The 21502-nt window shown below is 63.9% G+C and carries 19 protein-coding genes and 2 pseudogenes; 10 read left to right on the top strand and 11 right to left on the bottom strand.

The genetic code is table 11. The features are described from left to right. Positions 1–195 precede the first annotated feature (195 nt). Complete coding sequence (locus tag ASE28_RS07440) at positions 196–564, top strand: cupin domain-containing protein (protein ID WP_057265890.1); 369 nt, start codon at positions 196–198, stop codon at positions 562–564. 51 nt (positions 565–615) lie between these two features. On the opposite strand, the gene ASE28_RS07435 is transcribed toward ASE28_RS07440, so the two are convergent. The 3 genes from ASE28_RS07435 to ASE28_RS07425 form a co-directional block, all read right to left on the bottom strand. Beyond that, positions 616–2322: a phosphoethanolamine transferase gene (locus ASE28_RS07435; RefSeq protein ID WP_235516066.1), complete on the bottom strand. Its 1707-nt coding sequence runs from the start codon at positions 2320–2322 to the stop codon at positions 616–618. A gap of 208 nt (positions 2323–2530) precedes the next feature. Continuing rightward, positions 2531–3400: an S-formylglutathione hydrolase gene (gene fghA, locus ASE28_RS07430; RefSeq protein ID WP_057265887.1), complete on the bottom strand. Its 870-nt coding sequence runs from the start codon at positions 3398–3400 to the stop codon at positions 2531–2533. Positions 3401–3547: 147 nt separating this feature from the next. Continuing rightward, on the bottom strand, positions 3548–4663 hold the full coding sequence (locus ASE28_RS07425; protein ID WP_057266129.1) for an S-(hydroxymethyl)glutathione dehydrogenase/class III alcohol dehydrogenase: 1116 nt from the start codon (positions 4661–4663) through the stop codon (positions 3548–3550). A gap of 219 nt (positions 4664–4882) precedes the next feature. On the opposite strand from ASE28_RS07425, the gene ASE28_RS07420 reads away from it, so the two are divergent. From ASE28_RS07420 to ASE28_RS31235, 4 genes and pseudogenes are all read left to right on the top strand, one after another. Next, positions 4883–6055 (top strand): GlxA family transcriptional regulator, encoded by a 1173-nt coding sequence (locus ASE28_RS07420; protein WP_235516065.1) that lies wholly within the window; start codon positions 4883–4885, stop codon positions 6053–6055. 99 nt (positions 6056–6154) lie between these two features. Continuing rightward, positions 6155–6394: pseudogene (locus ASE28_RS32860) on the top strand (translation initiation factor IF-2 N-terminal domain-containing protein); the annotation flags it as partial. 639 nt (positions 6395–7033) lie between these two features. Then, positions 7034–7615, top strand: a complete 582-nt coding sequence (locus ASE28_RS07415) for a hypothetical protein (protein WP_157421910.1) — start codon at positions 7034–7036, stop codon at positions 7613–7615. Next, positions 7612–8220 carry an RES family NAD+ phosphorylase gene (locus tag ASE28_RS31235; protein WP_082607973.1) on the top strand — a complete coding sequence of 203 codons (609 nt, stop codon included), beginning with the start codon at positions 7612–7614 and terminating at the stop codon, positions 8218–8220. The genes ASE28_RS07415 and ASE28_RS31235 overlap by 4 nt, the downstream gene beginning before the upstream one ends. A gap of 157 nt (positions 8221–8377) precedes the next feature. Here the strand turns inward: ASE28_RS31235 and ASE28_RS07410 are convergent. The 8 genes and pseudogenes from ASE28_RS07410 to ASE28_RS07375 form a co-directional block, all read right to left on the bottom strand. After that, positions 8378–8625 (bottom strand): annotated as a pseudogene (locus ASE28_RS07410) (tripartite tricarboxylate transporter permease); the annotation flags it as partial. 190 nt (positions 8626–8815) lie between these two features. Continuing rightward, on the bottom strand, positions 8816–10126 hold the full coding sequence (locus ASE28_RS07405) for a citrate synthase (RefSeq protein ID WP_057199740.1): 1311 nt from the start codon (positions 10124–10126) through the stop codon (positions 8816–8818). Positions 10127–10188: 62 nt separating this feature from the next. Continuing rightward, complete coding sequence (locus ASE28_RS07400; RefSeq protein ID WP_057199741.1) at positions 10189–10512, bottom strand: succinate dehydrogenase assembly factor 2; 324 nt, start codon at positions 10510–10512, stop codon at positions 10189–10191. Positions 10513–10537: 25 nt separating this feature from the next. Then, complete coding sequence (locus ASE28_RS07395; protein ID WP_057199742.1) at positions 10538–11239, bottom strand: succinate dehydrogenase iron-sulfur subunit; 702 nt, start codon at positions 11237–11239, stop codon at positions 10538–10540. A 28-nt stretch (positions 11240–11267) separates the two neighbouring features. Continuing rightward, complete coding sequence (gene sdhA, locus ASE28_RS07390; protein ID WP_057265882.1) at positions 11268–13073, bottom strand: succinate dehydrogenase flavoprotein subunit; 1806 nt, start codon at positions 13071–13073, stop codon at positions 11268–11270. A 33-nt stretch (positions 13074–13106) separates the two neighbouring features. Continuing rightward, a complete protein-coding gene (gene sdhD, locus ASE28_RS07385; protein ID WP_057265881.1) occupies positions 13107–13472 on the bottom strand; it encodes a succinate dehydrogenase, hydrophobic membrane anchor protein in 366 nt (121 codons plus the stop codon). An 81-nt stretch (positions 13473–13553) separates the two neighbouring features. Next, positions 13554–13988, bottom strand: coding sequence for a succinate dehydrogenase, cytochrome b556 subunit (gene sdhC / locus ASE28_RS07380; protein ID WP_057199745.1), 435 nt, complete (start codon positions 13986–13988; stop codon positions 13554–13556). 133 nt (positions 13989–14121) lie between these two features. Beyond that, entirely contained in the window at positions 14122–14910 is a 789-nt protein-coding gene (locus ASE28_RS07375) for a GntR family transcriptional regulator (protein WP_057265880.1), read from the bottom strand. 249 nt (positions 14911–15159) lie between these two features. Between ASE28_RS07375 and ASE28_RS07370 the strand changes: the two genes are divergently transcribed. The 5 genes from ASE28_RS07370 (at position 15160) to acnB (ending at position 21346) form a co-directional block, all read left to right on the top strand. Next, positions 15160–16146 (top strand): malate dehydrogenase, encoded by a 987-nt coding sequence (locus ASE28_RS07370; RefSeq protein ID WP_007848463.1) that lies wholly within the window; start codon positions 15160–15162, stop codon positions 16144–16146. A 24-nt stretch (positions 16147–16170) separates the two neighbouring features. Continuing rightward, positions 16171–16959 (top strand): trans-aconitate 2-methyltransferase, encoded by a 789-nt coding sequence (tam, locus tag ASE28_RS07365; RefSeq protein WP_057265879.1) that lies wholly within the window; start codon positions 16171–16173, stop codon positions 16957–16959. Then, complete coding sequence (locus ASE28_RS07360) at positions 16956–17975, top strand: CoA ester lyase (protein ID WP_057199748.1); 1020 nt, start codon at positions 16956–16958, stop codon at positions 17973–17975. The genes tam and ASE28_RS07360 overlap by 4 nt, the downstream gene beginning before the upstream one ends. Before the next feature lie 23 nt (positions 17976–17998). Next, positions 17999–18667, top strand: coding sequence for a hypothetical protein (locus ASE28_RS07355; RefSeq protein WP_057265878.1), 669 nt, complete (start codon positions 17999–18001; stop codon positions 18665–18667). A gap of 93 nt (positions 18668–18760) precedes the next feature. After that, entirely contained in the window at positions 18761–21346 is a 2586-nt protein-coding gene (acnB, locus tag ASE28_RS07350) for a bifunctional aconitate hydratase 2/2-methylisocitrate dehydratase (RefSeq protein WP_057199767.1), read from the top strand. Positions 21347–21502 lie beyond the last annotated feature (156 nt).

The raw sequence follows: 21502 nt of genomic DNA, 5'->3' as shown, positions 1-21502 counted from the left end.
CCTTCTTTTGACGAAGCAAAAGAAGGTAGGTGCGCCGCCGGGCGCACACCCCGGCCTCCGCCTACAGCAAAGGCATGCAGCAACCACCACACCAAAGCCATTGAATCGATTGGCACATACATCCACATCGTGAACCACAGCAACTCCGGTCCAGCTCTTGCTTGCAGCTTCCCTTTTCAGAACCCTGCACCCTCCATGAACATCACCATCCTCCCCCAGACCGCCACCCTCCAAGGTCTGGAGAGCCAGGGCCCCGCCGCCCGCCCCCTGACCCAACCCCCCGCCCAGTTCAGCGGCATAGACATCGACCTCGTGGGCGCCGGCGGCAATGCCACCGGCATCTGGGAATCCACCCCCGGCCGCTTCGCGCGCCACCTGCCCAATGCCGAAGTCATGCACATCCTGGCCGGCTCCTGCACCTTCACCCCCACCGATGGCTCGCCGCAGGATTTCCGCGCGGGCGACACCGTGTTCTTCCCCGCCCACACCACAGGCGAGTGGCATGTGCACGAAACGCTGCGCAAGGTCTATGTATTGATGGCGGTGCCAGCGGTTGCCGCCTGACGAGGCACCTGCAAACGGGTGCGCCAGCGTGTTGTCCCGGGGTGAGGGCCGTCAGGATTTGCGTGTGGGTGCCACCACCGCCAGGGGCGGTGTGGCGCCACCAGGCCCATCGGCCTTTGCCTGCGCAGCCCCCGCATCCCGGCAGGGTATGAACATGTCCTGCTCCGGCTGGTAGGCCCCCGTCTGCACATCCATCAGCCCCAGCACCGAGTGGAAGTAGTGGTCGTGCGTGATGCGCCGCTCGCGCAGGTCCTTCTGCAGGCAACCCGTGCTGGCACCGATGCGCGACTGCATGGCGGGCGACAGCCAGGTAACCCACGGCACGTGCTTTTGCACATCGGGCGCAATCGAATAGGGCAGGCCATGCAGGTAGATGTTGTTCTCGCCCAGCGATTCGCCATGGTCGGCCACATACACCATCGCCGTCTGCGCGGAGCTGTTCTGGGTGGACAGCCATTGCAACACGCCATCGAGAAACCGGTCCGTCTCCACCACGCTGTTGTCATAAGCATTCACCACCTGCTGGCGGTCACACTCTTGCAGCGAGGTCGAGGCGCATTCGGGTAAGAACTTCTTGGCATCGGGCGCTGAGCGCTTGTAGTACGCCGGCCCATGGCTGCCCAGCTGGTGCATCACCACCACCGTGCCGCGCTGGCGCTGCTCGGCCGGCAGGGCGGCGATGCGTGCGTCCAGGTCTTTCAGCATGATGCGGTCCAGGCACTCGCCCTTGTGGGCGCACAGCTCGGGGTCTTTCAGGTTGGCGGTGTTGGTGTCGCCCAGGCGGTCGCACACGCCCTTGCAGCCCGACTGGTTGTCCAGCCACAGCACGGCCAGGCCGGCATGGTGCAGCACGTCGATCAGGCTCTCGAAGTTGGCGGATCGCCCCTCGTACCCGCTCTTGCCCAGGTGCGAGAACATGCACGGCACCGATGCCGCCGTGCTGGTGCCGCACGACCAGGCATTGCCCGCACTCACCAGCTCCTTGCTGCGCGCCGACAGCAGGGGCGTGGTGTCACGCGCATAGCCGTTGATACCGAAATTGCCGCTGCGCCCGGTCTCGCCCAGCACCAGCACCAGCAGCGGCGGCTTGGCCTGACCGGCGTAGCTGGCGCCCAGGTGGGCGTCGCGGCCCACAGGCACCAGCGTGCGGTTGTCGATGCGAAACGGCTTGGCCGCCACGTTGCCCAGCGCGTACACGCTGTTGAGGGGGTTGATCAAATAGCGCAGCTTGGTGTGGTTGCGCATGGTGGACGAAAAATCCTGAAACACCATCAGCAGGCTGGCCACGATGACCACGATGGAGCCCGCCAGCAGCAAGCCGTTGTGCGCCACCTGCTTGATCGGCGACAGGCGCCGCACCGGCGTGCGCACCAACCACAGCAGCGGCGGTGCAGCCAGCGCAGCCACGGTAACCAGCATGCGCAGGCTCAGCAGGTCGCCCGCCTCGTGCACGTCGGTCTGCAGCACGTTGGTGAGCATGCTCGCATCGATGGCGATGCCAAAGGCCAGCATGAAATAGGCACCAAAGGCCGCCATCACCAGCAGCAGGGCGGCAGCGGGCTTGAGCGTCCAGCGCCAGGCCAGCAGGGCCAGCAGCCCGGCGTTGCCCGCCATGACGATGGCGCCAAAGGCCAGCGCAAAGCCCCAGCCGCGCAGGCTGCCCTGGCCCGGCAGCGTGGCCACCTCGCGCCACAGCGGCACGTTGCACACCGTGGCCAGCCACAGGCTGACCAGCACCACCACCCAGGCGGGGTGCATGGCTTTCAACGTTTCGGGAGAGTAGGGGCTGGTGGCGCCCGGACGGGAAGGGGGGAGGGGCCGCGGGTGCGGGAGTGTCAGGGCCATGGCTGAAGTCTCCCGCCCCAGACTTAAGGGCGCATTAACGTGGCGCGGGACAATTCCTCACCATGTTGGTGCAAACCATCCTATGCCTCGCCTTCAGCATTGCAAGCACTAAATTACCAGTTCACCGGGCAGCCAGCTGCCCCGCATGGTGCGCTAGGTGGTCCGCCATGAAGCTCTGGATGAAGTAGTACCCATGGTCATACCCCTCGTGCCGGCGCAGCGTGAGCGGCTGGCCAATGGCTTTGCACGCCGCCTCAAACAGCTCCGGGTGCAACTGCGTGGGCAAGAATTTGTCGGCCAGCCCCTGGTCGATCAGGATGCCCGCCGGGTAGGGCGCAATAGGGTGGTTCTGCATCAGCACCGTGGCATCGTGCTCGCCCCAGGCCGTGCGGTCCGCACCCAGGTAGCCGGTGAAGGCCTTCTCGCCCCAGGGGCACTGCGTGGGCGCGCAGATCGGCGCAAACGCCGACAGGCTCTTGAACCGCCCCGGGTGGCGCAGCGCCAGCGTCAGCGCACCATGCCCGCCCATCGAGTGGCCGAAGATGCCCAGCCGCTCACCATCCACGGGCAACTGCGCCAGCACCTGCGGCAGCAGCTCCTTCACCAGGTAGCTTTCCATGCGCCAGTGGCGCGCCCAGGGCTCGGCCGTGGCGTCGAGGTAAAAGCCCGCACCCACGCCAAAGTCCCAACTCTCGGCCTCGCCAGGCACATTGGCGCCGCGCGGGCTGGTGTCGGGCGCAATCAGCGCCAGCCCCAGCTCCGCCGCCAGCCGCTGGGCCCCGGCCTTGACCATGAAGGTCTCTTCCATGCAGGTCAGCCCCGCCAGGTACAGCAGGGCCGGCACGGGCCCCTGCTGCGCCTGCGGCGGCAGAAACACCGAAAACTTCATCGGCAAACCGATCTCGGTGGAGGCGTGCTGGTAGAAGCGCTGCAAGCCGCCAAAGCAGGCGTGCTCGCTGAGCAGTTCGAAAGGTGTAGATGTGTTCGACATGTTTCGGTTCCCAAGGCTTTCGTGATCGAAGCTTATGCCGTGTCCGACGGATTTGGATTCAGCCGGATAACTAGGCGGGGAGCCGCAGACAGTGCGTTTGCACGGCAAGGCTCCCCAACGACGTTAGCCGGTTGAAGGCAAATTCGTTCAGGCGGCGTATTTGACGACCGAGCGGATGGACTTGCCTTCGTGCATCAGGTCAAACGCTTCGTTGATGTCCTTCAGCCCCATCGTGTGCGTCACAAACGGCTCCAGCTGAATCTTGCCGGCCATCGCGTCTTCCACCATGCCGGGCAGCTCGCTGCGGCCCTTCACGCCGCCAAAGGCCGTACCCATCCACTTGCGGCCCGTCACCAGTTGGAAGGGGCGGGTGGAGATCTCCTGCCCCGCGCCCGCCACCCCGATGATCACCGACTGGCCCCAGCCGCGGTGCGCGCATTCCAGCGCGGCACGCATCACGTTCACATTGCCGATGCACTCGAAGCTGTGGTCCACGCCCCACGTCGTCATCTCCACGATCACTTGCTGGATCGGCTTGTCATGGTCCTTGGGGTTCACGCAGTCGGTGGCGCCAAAGGTGCGGGCCAGATCGAACTTGCTGGGGTTGGTGTCCACGGCGATGATGCGCCCGGCCTTGGCCAGCTTGGCGCCCTGGATCACCGCCAGGCCGATGCCGCCCAGGCCAAACACTGCCACCGTGTCGCCCTCCTGCACCTTGGCCGTGTTCTTCACCGCGCCCAGGCCCGTGGTCACGCCGCAGCCCAGCAGGCACACCTGCTCGGGGTTGGCCTTGGGGTGGATCTTGGCAAGCGACACCTCGGCCACCACCGTGTACTCGCTGAAGGTCGAGCAGCCCATGTAGTGGTAGATCGGCTGGCCGTTGTAGCTGAAACGCGTCGTGCCATCGGGCATCACGCCCTTGCCCTGCGTGGCGCGCACGGCCACGCACAGGTTGGTTTTGCCGCTCTTGCAGAACAGGCACTCGCCGCACTCTGCGGTGTACAGCGGAATCACATGGTCGCCCGGCTTCACGCTGGTCACGCCTTCGCCCACCTCCACCACAATGCCCGCGCCCTCATGGCCCAGCACCACGGGGAACAGGCCCTCGGGGTCGTCACCGCTCAGGGTGAAGGCATCCGTGTGGCACACGCCCGTGTCGGTGATGCGGATCAGCACCTCGCCCTTCTTGGGGGGCGCCACGTCGATCTCGACGATCTGCAGGGGTTCTCCGGCCTTGAAGGCCACGGCGGCTTTGGATTTGATGGTCATGGTGTTGGGGTGATGGGTTGGCAAAGGGGGAGCGCGAGCGGGGCTCTGCGGCCCGCATCGCGCGTGTTGACTTCGTGACTGTAGGCCATGTGCAGGGCTTCCCCAAACCCATGGCCGCAGACCTTGGGGGTATGGCCGAATTCAACGGTACACAGCCTTGGCGGACATCGGCCCCCGTATAGTCCATCGCTCGTTCCCTGCATTTGCGCGCCCATGGACCACCCACAACACCACCACCCCGCCGGCCAGCCCCACCGCATCGACCTCGTCGTCTACCCCGGCTTCAAGGCGCTGGAGGCCGTGGGCCCCATGTCCGTGTTCGACTACGCCAACGTCCACCTGCGCCAGCACGGCCGGCCCGACGGCTACGCCGTGCGCGTGGTGGCAGCCCAGGCCGGGGCCGTGCAGTCCGACACCCTGATGGCCCTGAACGCCACCCACACCCTGGCCGAGCTGGAGCAGCCCCAAGGAACAGAGGGCGGCACAGGCTGCACCGTGGTGCTGGTGGGCTCGCGCAACATCGAGCAGGTGCTGGCTGCTTCGCCCGACCTGGTCGCCTGGGCCGCCCGCGTGGCCCCGCGCGTGGACCGCATGATCGCCCTGTGCTCCGGCAGCTTCTTCCTGGCCGCCGCCGGCCTGCTCGACGGCCGGCGCGCCGCCACCCACTGGAGCGTGGCCGCCCTGCTGCGCCAGCGCTACCCCGCCATCGACGTGGACCCCGACGCCATCTACGTGCGCGACGGCCCGCTGTGGACGTCGGCCGGCGTCACCGCCGGCATCGACCTGGCGCTGGCCCTGGTGGAAGAAGATTTTGGCCACGCCCTCGCACTGGAGGTGGCGCGCGATCTGGTCATGTACCTCAAGCGCCCCGGCGGCCAATCCCAGTTCAGCGTGCAACTGGCCAGCCAGGGCACCGCCCACCGCGACATCCAGGCTGTGCAGACCTGGGTGCTGGAGAATCTGCAGGAGCCCATGCCCCTGGCCGCACTGGCCGCGCGTGCGGCCATGAGTGAGCGGCACTTTCGCCGGGTGTTTGTGCAGGAGACGGGGCAGACGCCCTCGGCGTTTGTGGATGCCGCGCGGCTGGAAGGGGCGCGGCGGTTGCTCGAATCAACTTCCCAGCCGCAGGCCGCGCTGCCGCTGAAGACGGTGGCCGCGCGCGTGGGCATGGGGTCGGAGCAGGCGTTGCGGCAGTTGTTTGTGCGGCATCTGGGGATCACGCCGCAGGCTTATCGGGAGCGGTTTGGGGGGCCGGGGGAAGCGGTGACAAGAACCACAGAACTACCACCGTCGAGTCGTCCCGCACTACCGTCCTCGCGCGTCTACAGGCTCGAAGTGCAGCGGGTTGTTATTGACAAAGTTGACAAAGTTGCCGAACTTGAATAAATTGGCGACATGTTGTCTTCTTACCCAAACACAGACTCGCACGTGTATGTTCCCCGCTTGGTGAACATGTGGGTGAGGGGTCGTCACTCAGTGGTGATTTTGGGTGCTCGAAATCCGTTTGTTAGTGACGAGTTCGATCGTGAAACTGTCAGAAGCTTCGCAGAACAACTCCGCAAATCGGCCGATGTACTCCTTGAGCAGCTACGTGCTGCCGGGGTACCTAAAGAAAGTATCGATAGCGCTCTGAGTGAAGGCGACAAGCAGCAACTGCTTGAGCATCTGCAACGTTCGCATGGGACAGCGCCAGGTGATCGAAAAAAAATCACCTTGACGAAAAAAGTAGCTGCCGGGATGGACGCTTGTCGTGTTCTTCAGCGAGATGAAGGCGGTTGTGACAAGGTCGGAACAAACAAAACTGACCGTGTCAGCAAAGTCATCATTGTTGGCAGCATGGGTAGGTCGCAGATTGACGATGACTTTTCAGAGTCTCTAATTCACGCATTTCGGGTCGTCTTTAGGCGCTTTCCCCAGTGGCATGAAGCCGAAGCACTGAAAGCATATGCCCCTCGTCTGGAGGCTATTTGGAAGGCTGTAGAGACAGGCGATGTTGACTCAGTTTTGGTGGCCCTTCGCCAATGCTTTGAAGGCGTGAAGCCTGAACTGTTTTCAGTCCTTGAGTCGGTTGCGCTTGGGCTCGCTTCCTGTAGTTTTGGAAGCATTTCTGCTGTTCGAGTCTTGATTGCGTGGGAGTGCCGAGACGCAAAGCGAGCGCCAAAAAAGCTCAAGGTCGGACGCATTCGTGTTGGAAATTTTGCTGCTGCTTCAGTCGCGTGGCGACTGAAACGAAGCAAGCGATTTCTTCCTGCTTGCGTAGCCACCATTGCGTTGAATTGATTGAGGGCGCCCCACTAAGTGGCGAAAAAAGCTATGTCTCAACAATCGTCCAAAGCAAATTCAATTTCAGTTCAAGAGCCCACCATGCTGTTGGCAGTCACTCCTTCCATTCTTGATCGGCTGGGTATCCGCACAGCCGATCTGAATGAGCTTGGCACTGCCAAACTCAGTTCGAGTGAGCTTGGCTTCCTGTCTGACACTGTGAAAGTTGTTTCGCTGTCACCGACTTCTACAACCATAGGTGACTCAAACGGCGACCTGCTTTCCGCTGAAGCTATGGCGCAGAAGATGCAGTGCAGCAGAGCAAATGTGTACGAACGCGAAAAGAAGGGCTCGCTCTTCTCAGTGCTGCCTCCTGGCCGCGAGAACGGGCGTCGCTACCCAGCTTTTCAGCTTCAGGCGCGCCTCGACGCAGCGTTGTTGACTGCACTTATCATGCGCTTTCGCGAACGCCAAGCCTCCATGAACCTTCTGTGGGATTTTTTGAGGTCGGTTCAGCCTTCCCTTGGCGGTCTCACGGGTGTGGAACTGCTGCTGTGGCAAGTGCCTCAGCGGCGTGGTGTAGATCACGTAGTGCTAAATGAACTGAATCTGCTCGATGCCGCCGTGCGGCGGGAGTATGTAATTGATCACGCTTTGGAGGGTCTCAGTTATGCCCTCTCATGATCTATCTGAAATCTTCTAGCATAGAGTCGTTTAATTTCAACAGTGCTGATCTCCAGCTGCGCTGTGTCAGCCCAGGTGCCGAGATTCATCGGCTCTATCGCTTTCCTGGGGGGGACTTTCAACCCGCGCCGCCGCAGTATCGTACTGGGCGCCTGGACCCGCCGGCTGGTCGCAGCAGCGAGTATGGAGTGCTTTACGCGGCCGATACCCTCATAACGGCAGCCCTTGAATGCGGTGAGTTATTAATTATGCCTACCGATCCGCCAACATATGAGCGGTCGTTTTATGCAGGCGAAGAGCTTCCGCCGACACAGCATGCGGTTCTTCGAGTGCTGCACCCGGTTAAGTTTCTGGACTTTACTGATGGGGCAACGACGCAAGCGCTAGGACTGAGCCTCAATAGCATTCTGGACAACATACCTGTATGGCGAAATGCATCTGCTCGAGCGGTAGAAATAATACGTCAAAAAGCTTTGGGAGAAAATATAGCAGGAATCTGCTATCACAGTAAGCGTCGTCCTGCCGCCGTCAACTATGCTCTGGTGCAAGGACGATATGAACACATCTTTGTTGTCGAGCGCAAAGGCCTGGCTATTCTCGATTGAGCAACGATTTTGAGAGATTGGGGCAAGTCATTTAGTCAACACGAGCCAAAGGCACTAAGCAACAAGCGCCCGGCTGTCACCCTGCTGGGTTCCGACCGGACGAATCGATACTGGAAACTGGGGCACTCACCATCGGAGCGCCCTAAAGTCCTAAGCCTCAATCTTCCACAAACGCCTCCGCGCGTTTCCTGCTCACCGAAGGCAGCAACACACAATCACCGGCAGAACCGCCGCCACCGCCAGCAGCGATGCCGACAGCGTCCGGATGACCAGCACATTCCAGTCCCCGCGCGACAGCAGCAATGCGCGGGGCAGGTTCTCTTCCATCATGGGCCCTAGGGTCAACCCCAGCAGCAGCGGTGCGGGTTTGCAGCCGAGCTTGTGGCGCACATAGTCTGCCACGCCATTGAGTCCATCATTCGCGACATCACGGCGTTCGGGGGAAGCCCAGGGTCAGCAGCGGTCTGTGCACCGATGTTGTTGGCAAGCCTGCGTAGGTCAAAGCGCTTTCCCATGAAAAAAGCCCGCCGAAGCGGGCTTTCCTGTCTGTGCCAAGAAGACCGAAGCCTTCCCAGCGCAAGCGCTAACCAAGCGCTCAGCGCTTATCCAGCGCAGGCACATCACGGCGCACAGAACCCGTGAACAGCTGGCGTGGGCGGCCGATCTTGTACTCGGGGTCGCCGATCATTTCGTTCAGCTGGGCGATCCAGCCGACGGTGCGGGCCAGGCTGAAGATGCCGGTGAACAGGTTCACCGGGATGCCGATGGCGCGCTGCACGATGCCGGAGTAGAAGTCCACGTTCGGGTAGAGCTTGCGCTGCACGAAGTAGTCGTCTTCCAGGGCGATCTTTTCCAGTTCCTTGGCCAGCTTGAACAGGGGGTCGTTTTCCAGGCCCAGTTCGGCCAGCACTTCGTTGCAGGTTTCCTGCATGAGCTTGGCGCGGGGGTCGTAGTTCTTGTACACGCGGTGGCCAAAGCCCATGAGCTTGACGCCGGAGTTCTTGTCCTTGACCTGCTTGATGAACTCGCCGATCTTTTCCACGCCGCCTTGGGCCTGGATGTCGTACAGCATGTTCAGCGCAGCTTCGTTGGCACCGCCGTGGGCAGGGCCCCACAGGCAGGCCACGCCGGCGGCGATGGCTGCAAACGGGTTGGTGCCCGACGAGCCGCACAGGCGCACGGTGGAGGTCGATGCGTTCTGCTCGTGGTCTGCGTGCAGGATGAAGATGCGGTCCAGCGCGCGTTCCAGCACGGGGTTGACCTTGTACTCTTCGCAGGGCGTGCCGAACATCATGCGCAGGAAGTTGCCTGCGTAGCTCAGGTTGTTCTGCGGGTACATGTAGGGCTGGCCCACACCGTACTTGTACGCCATGGCCACCAGGGTGGGCATCTTGGCGATCAGGCGGATGGCAGCGATCTCGCGGTGCTGCGGGTTGTTGATGTCCGTGCTGTCATGGTAGAAGGCCGACAGGGCGCCCACCAGGCCGGTCAGCACCGCCATGGGGTGCGCGTCACGGCGAAAGCCACGCAGGAAGAACTGCATCTGCTCGTTGACCATGGTGTGGTTGGTCACGCGGCTGGTGAAGTCGGTCTTCTGCGCTTCGTTGGGCAGGTCACCGTACAGCAGCAGGTGGCAGGTTTCCAGGAAGTCGCAGTTCTGGGCCAACTGCTCAATGGGGTAGCCGCGGTACAGCAGTTCGCCCTTGTCGCCATCGATGTAGGTGATGGCCGACTGGGTTGCTGCCGTCGACAGGAAGCCCGGGTCATAGGTGAACATGCCCGTTTGCGCGTACAGCTTGCGGATGTCGATGACATCCGGGCCAATGCTGCCCTGGTAGACCGGCAGGTCCACGCTGGGGCTGCCGTTACTGAACGACAGGGTGGCTTTGTTGTCAGCTAGCTTCATTGTTACTTTCCTTGGGTAGGTGGTTTGCCGGAATTCCGGTGGTAAGGGGCCCTGTCTCCAGGTCAGGCCCGGGGCCGCGCTGCGCCACCACTGAGCCGCAGCATGCCGAGTACTTCACGCACTTCTTCTGTATCGAGGGGACCTTCGGGCTCGCGGCGGGCGAGCACCAGGTCCAAAAGGTCGTTGTCCGCCAGGTCCATCAGGGTGGTCATGCCCTGGGCCTGGCGCCAGTTGATGCTCGCCCCGTGCAGCGCGAAGAAGTTCTCGATGTAGAGATCGTTCTCCAGCAGGCCGCGGCGCGAGCGCCAGTGCAGCTTGGCGCGCTCGCGGTCGTCCAGCAGGTCAGTGGGCTCCGGCAGGACGGGGGTCGAGGTGTCTTCGGACATGGTGTCGAGGGTGCTCTGTACAGGGTCAGACAGTGCGGCGCACCATCAGTTCCTTGATCTTGCCGATGGCCATCGTGGGGTTCAGGCCCTTGGGGCACACGTCCACGCAGTTCATGATGGTGTGGCAGCGGAACAGGCGGTACGGGTCTTCCAGGTTGTCCAGGCGCTCCGCCGTGGCTTCGTCGCGGCTGTCGGCGATGAAGCGGTAGGCCTGCAGCAGGCCGGCGGGGCCCACGAACTTGTCGGGGTTCCACCAGAAGCTGGGGCAGCTCGTGGAGCAGCTGGCGCACAGAATGCACTCGTACAGGCCGTTGAGTTCTTCGCGCTCTTCGGGGCTCTGCAGGCGTTCCTTCTCGGGGGCCAGGTCCTCGGTGATGAGGTACGGCTTGATCGAGTTGTACTGCTTGAAGAACTGCGTCATGTCCACGATCAGGTCGCGGATCACTGGCAGGCCGGGCAGGGGCTTCAGAACAATGGTGCCCTTGAGGGTGTTCATGTTCGTCAGGCACGCCAGGCCGTTCTTGCCGTTGATGTTCATCGCGTCCGAGCCGCACACGCCTTCGCGGCACGAACGGCGGAACGACAGGCTCGGGTCCTGCTCCTTGAGCTTGACCAGGGCATCCAGCAGCATGCGCTCATGGCCGTCGAGTTCGATCTCGATGGTCTGCATGTAGGGCTTGGCGTCTTTGTCCGGGTCGTAGCGGTAGATTTGAAAGGTGCGCTTCATGTTGTTCTTTCGTGAGGCTGCTGGATCTTCAGAACGTACGGACCTTGGGAGGCACGCTGTCCACCGTCAGGGGCTTGAGGTTCACAGGCTTGTAGGTCAGGCTGTTGTTCGCGCTGTGCCACAGGGTGTGCTTCATCCACTCCTTGTCGTTGCGGCCCAGCGGGAACTCGGCGTGGTCGGCAGGGTGCTCGTAGTCGTACACCGTGTGCGCGCCACGGCATTCGCGGCGGGCTGCGGCCGAGGTCATGGTGGCCTGGGCCACTTCGATCAGGTTGTCGACTTCCAGCGCTTCCATGCGGGCCGTGTTCCAGACCTTGGACTTGTCCTTGAGCGTCACCTGGCCCACGCGTTCGCGGATGGCGTTGATCTTCTCCACGCCTTCATCCATGCTCACCTGCGTGCGGAACACGCCGGCATGCAGTTGCATGGACGAGCGGATGTCGTTGGCCACATCTTGCGCGTAGGTGCCTTCGTTGGACTCCTGCAGCTGGTTCAGGCGCGCCAGGGTGCGTTCTGCACCGTCAGCGGGCACGGCCAGGTTGTCGCCAAAGCCCTTCACGTAGCTGACGATGTGCTTGCCGGCCGACTTGCCGAAGACCAGGAGGTCGAGCAGCGAGTTGGTGCCCAGGCGGTTGGCGCCGTGCACCGACACGCACGAGCATTCGCCCACGGCGTAGAGGCCGTTGACCACATTGTTCTGCTGGCCATCGTGCACCACGACCTGGCCATTGATGTTGGTGGGGATGCCACCCATCTGGTAGTGGATGGTGGGCACCACAGGGATCGGTTCCTTGGTGATGTCCACGTTGGCGAAGTTGTGGCCGATTTCTTCCACCGATGGCAGGCGCTTGCGGATGGTGTCCGCGCCCAGGTGGTCCAGCTTCATCAGGATGTAGTCCTTGTTCGGACCACAGCCACGGCCTTCCTTGATTTCCTGGTCCATCGAGCGCGACACGAAGTCACGCGGTGCCAGGTCCTTCAGGGTGGGCGCATAGCGCTCCATGAAGCGTTCGCCATTGCTGTTGAGCAGAATGGCGCCTTCGCCGCGGCAGCCTTCGGTCAGCAGAACGCCCGCGCCGGCCACGCCGGTGGGGTGGAACTGCCAGAACTCCATGTCCTGCAGCGGGATGCCGGCACGCGCCGCCATGCCCAGGCCGTCGCCGGTGTTGATGAAGGCGTTGGTCGATGCCGCGAAGATGCGGCCCGCGCCACCGGTGGCCAGCAGCACGGCCTTGGCGTGCAGCTCGTACAGGTCGCCGGTTTCCAGCTCCAGCGCGGTCACGCCGACCACGTCGCCCTGGGTGTTGCGGATCAGGTCCAGCGCCATCCACTCCACGAAGAAGTTGGTCTTGGACTTCACGTTCTGCTGGTACAGCGTGTGCAGCATGGCGTGGCCAGTGCGGTCGGCCGCGGCGCAGGCGCGCTGCACGGGCTTTTCACCGTAGTTGGCGGTGTGGCCGCCGAAGGGACGCTGGTAGATGGTGCCATCGGGGTTGCGGTCGAACGGCATGCCGAAGTGTTCGAGCTCGATCACCACGTTGGGTGCTTCGCGGCACATGAACTCGATGGCGTCCTGGTCGCCCAGCCAGTCAGAGCCCTTGATGGTGTCGTAGAAGTGGTAGTGCCAGTTGTCTTCGCTCATGTTGCCCAGCGATGCGGACACGCCGCCCTGCGCTGCAACCGTGTGCGAGCGGGTGGGGAACACCTTGGACAGGCAGGCCACGTTCAGGCCGGCGCGGGACAGTTCCAGCGAGGCGCGCATGCCGGAGCCGCCGGCACCGACAATGACGACGTCGAACTTGCGCTTGGTGATGTTAGCTTTGGAGTAGCTCATTTGTTGTTTGCCTTCAGTCGCGGGGGATCGGTATCAGAGACGCCACAGAACCTGGATGCCCCAGCCGGCGCAGCCGACGAGCCAGACGATGGTGAAAACCTGCAGTGCCAGGCGCAGAACCACGGGCTTGACGTAGTCCATCAGGACTTCGCGCACCCCGACCCAGACGTGCCAGGCCAACGCAATGATCACGGTGAAGGTCAGCACCTTCATCCACTGGGCCGAGAAGATGCCGGCCCACTTGTCGTAGCCCATGGGGCCCTTGTTGAAGATCACCTGGGCCAGCAGGGCCACGGTGAACAGCGCCATCAGGATGGCGGTGACGCGCTGGCTCAGCCAGTCGCGCAGGCCGTAGTGGGCACCGACGACGATGCGCTTGGAACCGTAATTGACGGACATGGGTACTTTCCTCTTGTGCGGCGGTGTTTGCTGCGGAATGGCAGCGGTCACCGCTTTTTTTATGGGGTGGTTATCGATCGATCAGTACAGGCCGAACAGCTTGGCGCCCAGCACCACGGCCAGCGTGATGCTGACCACGAAGACCACGATGGACGAGGTCTTGCCGAACTGCTTGTTCACGGCGCTGTGGCTCACGTCCATCCACAGGTGGCGCAGGCCGGCGGTGAAGTGGTGCAGGTACGACCAGATCAGCGCCAGGGCCACCAGCTTGATGAACCAGCCGGGCACGAAGCCGATGCCGATGCTGAAGGCCGCCGTGAACTTGGCGAACGAGATTTCGGACGACACCGAGGTGTCGAACATCCAGATGATGAAAGGCAGCAACAGGAACATGATCAGCCCGCTGCCGCGGTGCAGGATCGACACCCACGCTGCAGGGGTCATGCGGTAGGTGGTGAGGTCCTTGAAGGCATTGATGTTGCGGAATTCAGGCCGTTTTTTGGCGAGTTCGGTCATGTTTTGTGCTTTCGTGGATGTAACTGCTTTGTAATTTGGACATGCAAAGAACGCAAAATTCTATTGCAACGCAACACACACGGTTTCAAGTCGCCCCTAATGCCGACATTTCCGCTCGGTTGCCAGGGTAGTGTCAGCTCAGTTCATTACGGTAGTGGTGGGTGTCCGTGAGGTACAGCCCGCGCCGTAACTCCATGGGAACGTCGTTGTAGGTGTACGCAATGCGCTCCACGCTGAGCAACGGCGTGCCCGGTGCCACCATCAGCACCGCAGCCTGTTCGGCATCAGGCAGCACGGCGCGTATTTTCTCCTCGGCGCGCACCATGCGCACGCCGAAGTCGATTTCGAACATGGCGTAAGTAGGGCCTTCGTAGCTGGCCAGTTGGTCGGCCGTCAGCCCTTTGAAAGCCTGGCCCGGCAGCCAGATGTCTTCGAGAATGGTGGGCACCCCCGCAAACGACAGCACGCGCCGCGCCTGCATCACCGGGTCGGCGCTGCGCAGGGCCAGGGCGCGTGCCACGTCGGCACTGGCGCGCACGCGCTTGCAGTCGATCACCTGGCGCTGGGCGCGGCCCTCCACCCGGGCGTCGCCGGTGTCGGGCATGAGCTTCAAAAAGCGGTACTGCACATGCTGCTCGGCATGCGTGGCCACGAAGGTGCCCTTGCCCTGGCGGCGCATCACCAGGTTTTCGGCGGCCAGCTCGTCGATGGCCTTGCGCACCGTGCCCTGGCTCACGCGAAAGCGCGCGGCCAGGTCCATTTCGCTGGGGATGGCCTCGCCGGGCTTCCACTCGCCCTGCTGCAGGCTTTGCAGGATAAGCCCCTTGATCTGCTGGTACAGCGGGCTGAACGCCGGCGTGGCAGAGCCCGCGCTGGCAGCGGGCTGTGCAGGGGTGTCGGCGTTGAGCGGTAGCGAGGACATGGCAGTCGAAGAATGGGGCTGTGTATGGGGGCGTGTGGTGCGCTGCGAACGGGCAGGCGCATGCCTTCCCCAGGTTGCTTTTTCAGGGTCCTGATCATATCTTATATAAGACATAAGACAAATTGACCGGGGTATTGAATCGGCAGTACACTCCAAGGCTGTTTTGCGGGGCACGGGCTGCTGGTAACAGGCGCTGGTGCTTGCGTTGCACACACCCCCTGATTTCCTCACTTCCCTGGAGTTCTCACCATGAGCAAGAAGCCCGTTCGCGTAGCCGTCACCGGCGCCGCTGGTCAAATCGGTTACGCACTGCTGTTCCGTATCGCCTCCGGCGAAATGCTGGGCAAGGACCAGCCGGTCATTCTGCAACTGCTCGAAGTGCCTGTCGAAGGCCCCCAAAAGGCGCTCAAGGGCGTGATGATGGAGTTGGACGATTGCGCGTTCCCCCTGCTGGTCGGCATGGAAGCCCACAGCGACCCGATGACCGCCTTCAAGGACGCCGACTACGCCCTGCTGGTCGGTTCGCGCCCACGTGGCCCGGGCATGGAACGCGCCGAGCTGCTGGCCGTCAACGGCGCCATCTTCACGGCACAGGGCAAGGCCCTGAACGCCGTGGCCTCGCGCAACGTGAAGGTGCTGGTCGTGGGCAACCCTGCCAACACCAACGCCTACATCGCCATGAAGTCGGCACCTGACCTGCCACGCAAGAACTTCACCGCCATGCTGCGCCTGGACCACAACCGCGCTGCCAGCCAGATCGCTGCCAAGACCGGCAAGGCCGTGGCCGACATCGAGAAGCTGACCGTCTGGGGCAACCACTCGCCCACGATGTACGCCGACTACCGTTTTGCCACCATCAACGGCGAAAGCGTCGCCAAGATGATCAACGACCAGGAATGGAACGCCAACACCTTCCTGCCCACCGTGGGCAAGCGCGGCGCGGCCATCATCGAAGCACGCGGCCTGTCGTCGGCTGCCTCGGCTGCCAACGCCGCCATCGACCACATGCGCGACTGGGCCCTGGGCACCAACGGCAAGTGGGTCACCATGGGCATCCCGTCGGACGGCCAGTACGGCATCCCCAAGGACACCATGTTCGGCTTCCCCGTCACCTGCGAAAACGGCGAGTACAAGCTGGTTGAAGGCCTGGAGATCGACGCCTTCTCGCAAGAGCGCATCGACAAGACCCTGGCCGAGCTGCAAGGCGAGCAAGACGGCGTCAAGCACCTGCTGTAATCATCCATAGGCAGGCTGTCGTACATGCTCGACTGGAACCCCGCGCTCTACCGCCGCTTCGAGGACGAGCGCACGCGCCCGGCCCAGGAGCTGCTGGCGCGGGTGCCCCTGGCCGACCTCTCCAGTGCCGCCCATGTGGTGGACCTGGGCTGTGGGCCAGGCAACTCCACCGAGCTGCTGGTGCAGCGCTTTCCAAAGGCGCAGGTCACCGGCATCGACACCTCCAAAGCCATGCTGGCCAGCGCGCGCGAGCGCCTGCCCGGCACGGCCTTTGAACAAGGCGACATCGCCACCTGGGTGCCCGCCGTGGCACCCGACCTGATTTACGCCAACGCCGCCCTGCAATGGGTGGCGGGGCACGAAACCCTGGTTCCCCGGTTGTTCAGCCTGCTCGCCCCCGGCGGCGTGCTGGCCATCCAGATGCCCGACAACCGGCAGGAACCCTCGCACCGCCTGATGCGTGACATCGCCGGGCAATCGCCCTGGCGCGAGCCCATCGGCGACGCCGATGCCGTGCGCACCGAGCTGGCCACCATTGCCGGCTACTACGACATGCTGGCCAAGGAGGCTGCCCTGGTGGACGTGTGGCACACCGTCTACCAGCACGTCATGCCCACGGCCGGCGCCATCGTCGACTGGCTGCGCAGCACGGGGCTGCGCCCCTTCCTCGATCCGCTGAGCGACGAACTGCGCGCCAGCTTCCTCGCCGAGTACGAGCGCCGCATCAGCGAAGCCTACCCCCTGCGCAGCGATGGCAACCGCCTGCTGGCCTTTCCGCGCATGTTCATCGTTGCGCAGCGCCCCGCACCATGAGCACTGTTGCCTCTCCCGCCCACCCCGCCAGCGTGCTGCTGGGCGCCCAGGCCGGTGCCAGCCGCCTTCCGGTGTGCGACCACTACAGCGGTGTGGAAGCGCGCATGCGCAAAAGCCTGCAGCTGCAGGCCGAGATGACCGCCGAGTTCGGCCACTGCGTGTTCGACGTCACGCTCGACTGTGAAGACGGTGCCCCCGTGGGCCAGGAGCGCGAGCACGCCGCCCTGGTCGCATCGCTGGCGCTTGGCGCCGCCGATGGCGCGCGCGTGGCGGCCCGCGTGCACACCGTGGACCACGCCGCCTTTGCCAACGACGTGGCCACCATTGCCGGCGAGGCAGGCCACCGCCTGTCGCACATCATGGTGCCCAAGGTCGAGTCGGTCGACGACGTGCTGCACGCGGAAAAGGCGCTGCTCGCCGCATCGGCCGGCCACCTGCCGCTGCACGTGCTGATCGAATCGCCCGCCGCCGTGCACCGCGCGTTCGAGATCGCCGCGCACCCGCGCGTGCAGAGCATCAGCTTCGGGCTTATGGATTTTGTCTCTGCGCACGGCGGGGCCATCCCTTCGTCGGCCATGGGTTCGCGTGGCCAGTTCGAGCACCCGCTGGTGGTGCGCGCCAAGCTCGAGATCGCCGCTGCCTGCCATGCCCACGGCAAGGTGCCATCGCACTGCGTGGTCACCGAATTCAACGACACCGCTGCCATGCAGGCCGCCGCCACCCGCGCCAGCGCGGAGCTGGGCTACACCCGCATGTGGAGCATCCACCCCGGCCAGATCCGCCCCATCCTGCAGGCCTTTGCGCCCCGGCAGGACGAGATCGACCTGTCCGCCCGCATCATTGCCGCTGCCGCGCAGGCCGACTGGGCGCCCATCAGCCACGATGGCACCCTGCACGACCGCGCCAGCTACCGCTACTACTGGCAGGTGCTTGACCGCGCCCACCAGACCGGGCGCGCATTGCCGCCCGAAGTGGCCCATTGGTTTGCTTCCCCCGCTCCCCACCACGACGCCTGAACCTTTTTTCCAGGACTTCCCCCATGAAATCACTGATCCTCACCTCCGCCCTGATGCTGGTGGCCCCTGGCCTTGCCCTGGCGCAGGCCGCAGCCGAGCCCGCCAAGAAGAGCGCGCCCGCCGCCAAGAAGGAAGCCGCACCGAAGAAGGAGGCTGCTGCGAAGCCAGCCGCAAAGCCCGCAGCCAAGTCGGCTGAAGCCAAGGACAAGGCCCCGGCCAAGAAGACCGCCAAGGCCGAGCCCACCAGCAGCCGCCAGCAGCTCAACACGGCGGCCAACCAGGTCGCCACCGGCCTCATCGCCGCCGATGCCGCGCTGAGCCCTGAAGAACAGGCCATCGCCATGCGCGTGCACACCGGCCGCATCGCCTGCGAGCTGGGCGCGTTCGTCAACGTGACGGCCGACGCCGCCACGCCCGGCCGCTTCACCATCGAGGGCAAGGGCTTCAAGTACCACATGACCCCCGTGGTCACCAGCACTGGCGCCGTGCGCCTGGAAGACGCCAAGGGTGGCGCCGTGTGGCTGCAGATCGCCAACAAGTCCATGCTGATGAACCAGAAGCTGGGCCAGCGCCTGGCCGACGAGTGCATGAGCGCCGAACAGACCCTGGTGGCCGAGGCCGCCAAGAAGGCACCGCCCCAGAGCGTGTTCGACCCCGCGCCTGCTGCCACGGCCACCGCCACCACCAAATAACCAGAATCCGACGAGACACGGCACCCCCGCGCCGCATGGCCCTTGCAGCCCCGGCGCCACCACCCCACTTTAGAACGCAACCGGAGAAAAATGATGTTGAAAGCCTACCGTGACCATGTGGCCGAGCGCGCCGCGCTGGGCATCCCACCGCTGCCCCTGACGGCCAAGCAGACCGGCGAGCTGGTCGAGCTGCTCAAGAACCCACCCCAAGGCGAAGAAGCCACGCTGGTGGACCTGATCACGCACCGCGTGCCTGCCGGTGTGGACGATGCTGCCAAGGTCAAGGCCAGCTACCTGGCTGCCGTGGCGCACGGTACCGAGGTGTGCACGCTGATCGGCCGTGAAAAGGCCACGCAGCTCTTGGGCACCATGCTGGGCGGCTACAACCTCACTCCCCTGATCGACCTGCTGGACGACGCGGCCGTGGCCTCCGTCGCCGCCGAAGCGCTCAAGAAGACGCTGCTGATGTTCGACCAGTTCCATGACGTCAAGGAAAAGGCCGACAAGGGCAACACCTTCGCCAAGTCCGTGCTGCAAAGCTGGGCCGACGCCGAGTGGTTCACCAGCCGCCCCGAAGTGCCCCAGAGCATCAAGCTCACCGTGCTCAAGGTCACCGGCGAAACCAACACCGACGACCTGTCGCCCGCGCCCGACGCCTGGAGCCGCCCCGACATCCCGCTGCATGCCCTGGCCATGCTCAAGAACAAGCGCGACGGCATCACGCCCGAAGAAGACGGCAAGCGCGGCCCCATCAAGTTCCTGGAAGACCTGCGCGCCAAGGGCAACCTGGTCGCCTACGTCGGCGACGTGGTCGGCACGGGTTCGAGCCGCAAGTCGGCCACCAACAGCGTGCTGTGGTTCACGGGTGAAGACATTCCGTTCGTGCCCAACAAGCGCTTCGGCGGCGTGTGCCTGGGCAGCAAGATCGCTCCCATCTTCTACAACACCATGGAAGACGCGGGCGCACTGCCCATCGAGCTCGATGTGAGCCAGATGAACATGGGCGACGAGATCGAGCTGCTGCCCTACGCCGGCAAGGCATTGAAGGACGGCCAGGTCGTCGCCGAGTTCACCGTCAAGAGCGACGTGCTGTTCGACGAAGTGCGCGCCGGTGGCCGCATTCCGCTGATCATCGGCCGTGGCCTCACCGCCAAGGCCCGCGAGGCCCTGGGCCTGGCGCCTTCCACGCTGTTCCGCCTGCCGCAAGTGCCTGCCGCCACCGGCAAGGGCTTTACCCTGGCGCAAAAGATGGTCGGCCGCGCCTGCGGCCTGCCCGAAGGCCTGGGCGTGGTGCCCGGCACGTACTGCGAACCGCGCATGACCTCGGTCGGCTCGCAAGACACCACCGGCCCCATGACCCGCGACGAACTCAAGGACCTGGCCTGCCTGGGCTTCAGCTCCGACCTGGTGATGCAGTCCTTCTGCCACACGGCCGCCTACCCCAAGCCCGTGGACGTGAAGATGCACCACGAGCTGCCCGACTTCATCAGCACGCGCGGCGGCATCTCGCTCAAGCCCGGCGACGGCATCATCCACAGCTGGCTCAACCGCATGCTGCTGCCTGACACCGTGGGCACCGGCGGCGACTCGCACACGCGCTTCCCCATCGGCATCAGCTTCCCCGCCGGCTCCGGCCTGGTGGCGTTCGCTGCCGCCACGGGCGTGATGCCCCTCGATATGCCTGAATCGGTGCTGGTGCGCTTCAAGGGCAAGATGCAGCCCGGCGTCACGCTGCGCGACCTGGTGCACGCGATTCCGCTGTACGCCATCAAGGAAGGCCACCTCACCGTGGCCAAGCAGGGCAAGAAGAACATCTTCTCGGGCCGCATCCTGGAAATCGAAGGCCTGCCGGACATGAAGGTCGAGCAGGCGTTCGAGCTGTCCGACGCATCGGCCGAGCGCTCTGCCGCCGGCTGCACCGTGCGCCTGAACAAGGAGCCCGTGATCGAGTACATCAACTCGAACATCGTGCTGCTCAAGAACATGATCGCCCAGGGCTACGCCGACGCACGCACCATCGGCCGCCGCATCAAGGCCATGGAAGCCTGGCTGGCCAACCCCCAGCTGCTGGCCCCCGATGAGAACGCCGACTACGCCGCCATCATCGAGATCGACCTGGCCGAGATCACCGAACCCATCGTCTGCTGCCCCAACGACCCCGATGACGCCAAGACGCTGTCGGACGTGGCCGGCGCCGCCATCGACGAAGTGTTCATCGGCTCTTGCATGACCAACATCGGCCACTTCCGCGCAGCCTCCAAGCTGCTCGAAGGCAAGCGCGACATCCCCGTCAAGCTGTGGATGGCACCGCCCACGAAGATGGACGCGCACCAGCTCACCGAAGAAGGCCACTATGGCGTGTTCGGCGCGGCCGGCGCCCGCATGGAAATGCCCGGCTGCTCGCTGTGCATGGGCAACCAGGCCCAGGTGAAGGAGGGCGCCACCGTGATGTCCACCAGCACCCGCAACTTCCCCAACCGCCTGGGCAAGAACACCAACGTCTACCTGGGCTCGGCCGAACTCTCGGCCATCTGCTCCAAGCTGGGCCGCATTCCTTCCAAGGAAGAGTACCTGGCCGACATGGGTGTGCTCAACCAGAACGGCGACAAGATCTACAAGTACCTGAACTTCGACCAGATCGCCGAGTTCAAGGACGTGGCAGACGGCGTGGCCGCCTGATAGGTCAGCGGATCGCCCAGCCCCTTGCGGGGCTGGGCATGGTCCCCAAAGAAAAACGGGCTCCCAGATGGGAGCCCGTTTTGCTTGGGGAGTGGGGAAACACTTCCACATGGTGGCGGCACCCACGACCGTGAGATACCACCACCATGGGAAGGC

The sequence above is a fragment of the Acidovorax sp. Root219 genome, from assembly GCF_001428665.1.
Taxonomy (GTDB): Bacteria; Pseudomonadota; Gammaproteobacteria; order Burkholderiales; family Burkholderiaceae_C; genus Acidovorax.
Note: the sequence above shows the minus strand (reverse complement) of the source record. Positions and strands in the feature narration are given on the sequence as shown.

Coding starts and splice junctions, on each gene's coding strand:
- ASE28_RS07440 (WP_057265890.1), top strand. CDS start 196: ATGAACATCACCATCCTCCCCCAGACCGCCACCCTCCAAGGTCTGGAG.
- ASE28_RS07435 (WP_235516066.1), bottom strand. CDS start 2,322: ATGCACCCCGCCTGGGTGGTGGTGCTGGTCAGCCTGTGGCTGGCCACG.
- fghA (WP_057265887.1), bottom strand. CDS start 3,400: ATGTCGAACACATCTACACCTTTCGAACTGCTCAGCGAGCACGCCTGC.
- ASE28_RS07420 (WP_235516065.1), top strand. CDS start 4,883: ATGGACCACCCACAACACCACCACCCCGCCGGCCAGCCCCACCGCATC.
- ASE28_RS07415 (WP_157421910.1), top strand. CDS start 7,034: ATGCTGTTGGCAGTCACTCCTTCCATTCTTGATCGGCTGGGTATCCGC.
- ASE28_RS31235 (WP_082607973.1), top strand. CDS start 7,612: ATGATCTATCTGAAATCTTCTAGCATAGAGTCGTTTAATTTCAACAGT.
- ASE28_RS07405 (WP_057199740.1), bottom strand. CDS start 10,126: ATGAAGCTAGCTGACAACAAAGCCACCCTGTCGTTCAGTAACGGCAGC.
- ASE28_RS07400 (WP_057199741.1), bottom strand. CDS start 10,512: ATGTCCGAAGACACCTCGACCCCCGTCCTGCCGGAGCCCACTGACCTG.
- ASE28_RS07395 (WP_057199742.1), bottom strand. CDS start 11,239: ATGAAGCGCACCTTTCAAATCTACCGCTACGACCCGGACAAAGACGCC.
- sdhA (WP_057265882.1), bottom strand. CDS start 13,073: ATGAGCTACTCCAAAGCTAACATCACCAAGCGCAAGTTCGACGTCGTC.
- sdhD (WP_057265881.1), bottom strand. CDS start 13,472: ATGTCCGTCAATTACGGTTCCAAGCGCATCGTCGTCGGTGCCCACTAC.
- sdhC (WP_057199745.1), bottom strand. CDS start 13,988: ATGACCGAACTCGCCAAAAAACGGCCTGAATTCCGCAACATCAATGCC.
- ASE28_RS07375 (WP_057265880.1), bottom strand. CDS start 14,910: ATGTCCTCGCTACCGCTCAACGCCGACACCCCTGCACAGCCCGCTGCC.
- ASE28_RS07370 (WP_007848463.1), top strand. CDS start 15,160: ATGAGCAAGAAGCCCGTTCGCGTAGCCGTCACCGGCGCCGCTGGTCAA.
- tam (WP_057265879.1), top strand. CDS start 16,171: ATGCTCGACTGGAACCCCGCGCTCTACCGCCGCTTCGAGGACGAGCGC.
- ASE28_RS07360 (WP_057199748.1), top strand. CDS start 16,956: ATGAGCACTGTTGCCTCTCCCGCCCACCCCGCCAGCGTGCTGCTGGGC.
- ASE28_RS07355 (WP_057265878.1), top strand. CDS start 17,999: ATGAAATCACTGATCCTCACCTCCGCCCTGATGCTGGTGGCCCCTGGC.
- acnB (WP_057199767.1), top strand. CDS start 18,761: ATGTTGAAAGCCTACCGTGACCATGTGGCCGAGCGCGCCGCGCTGGGC.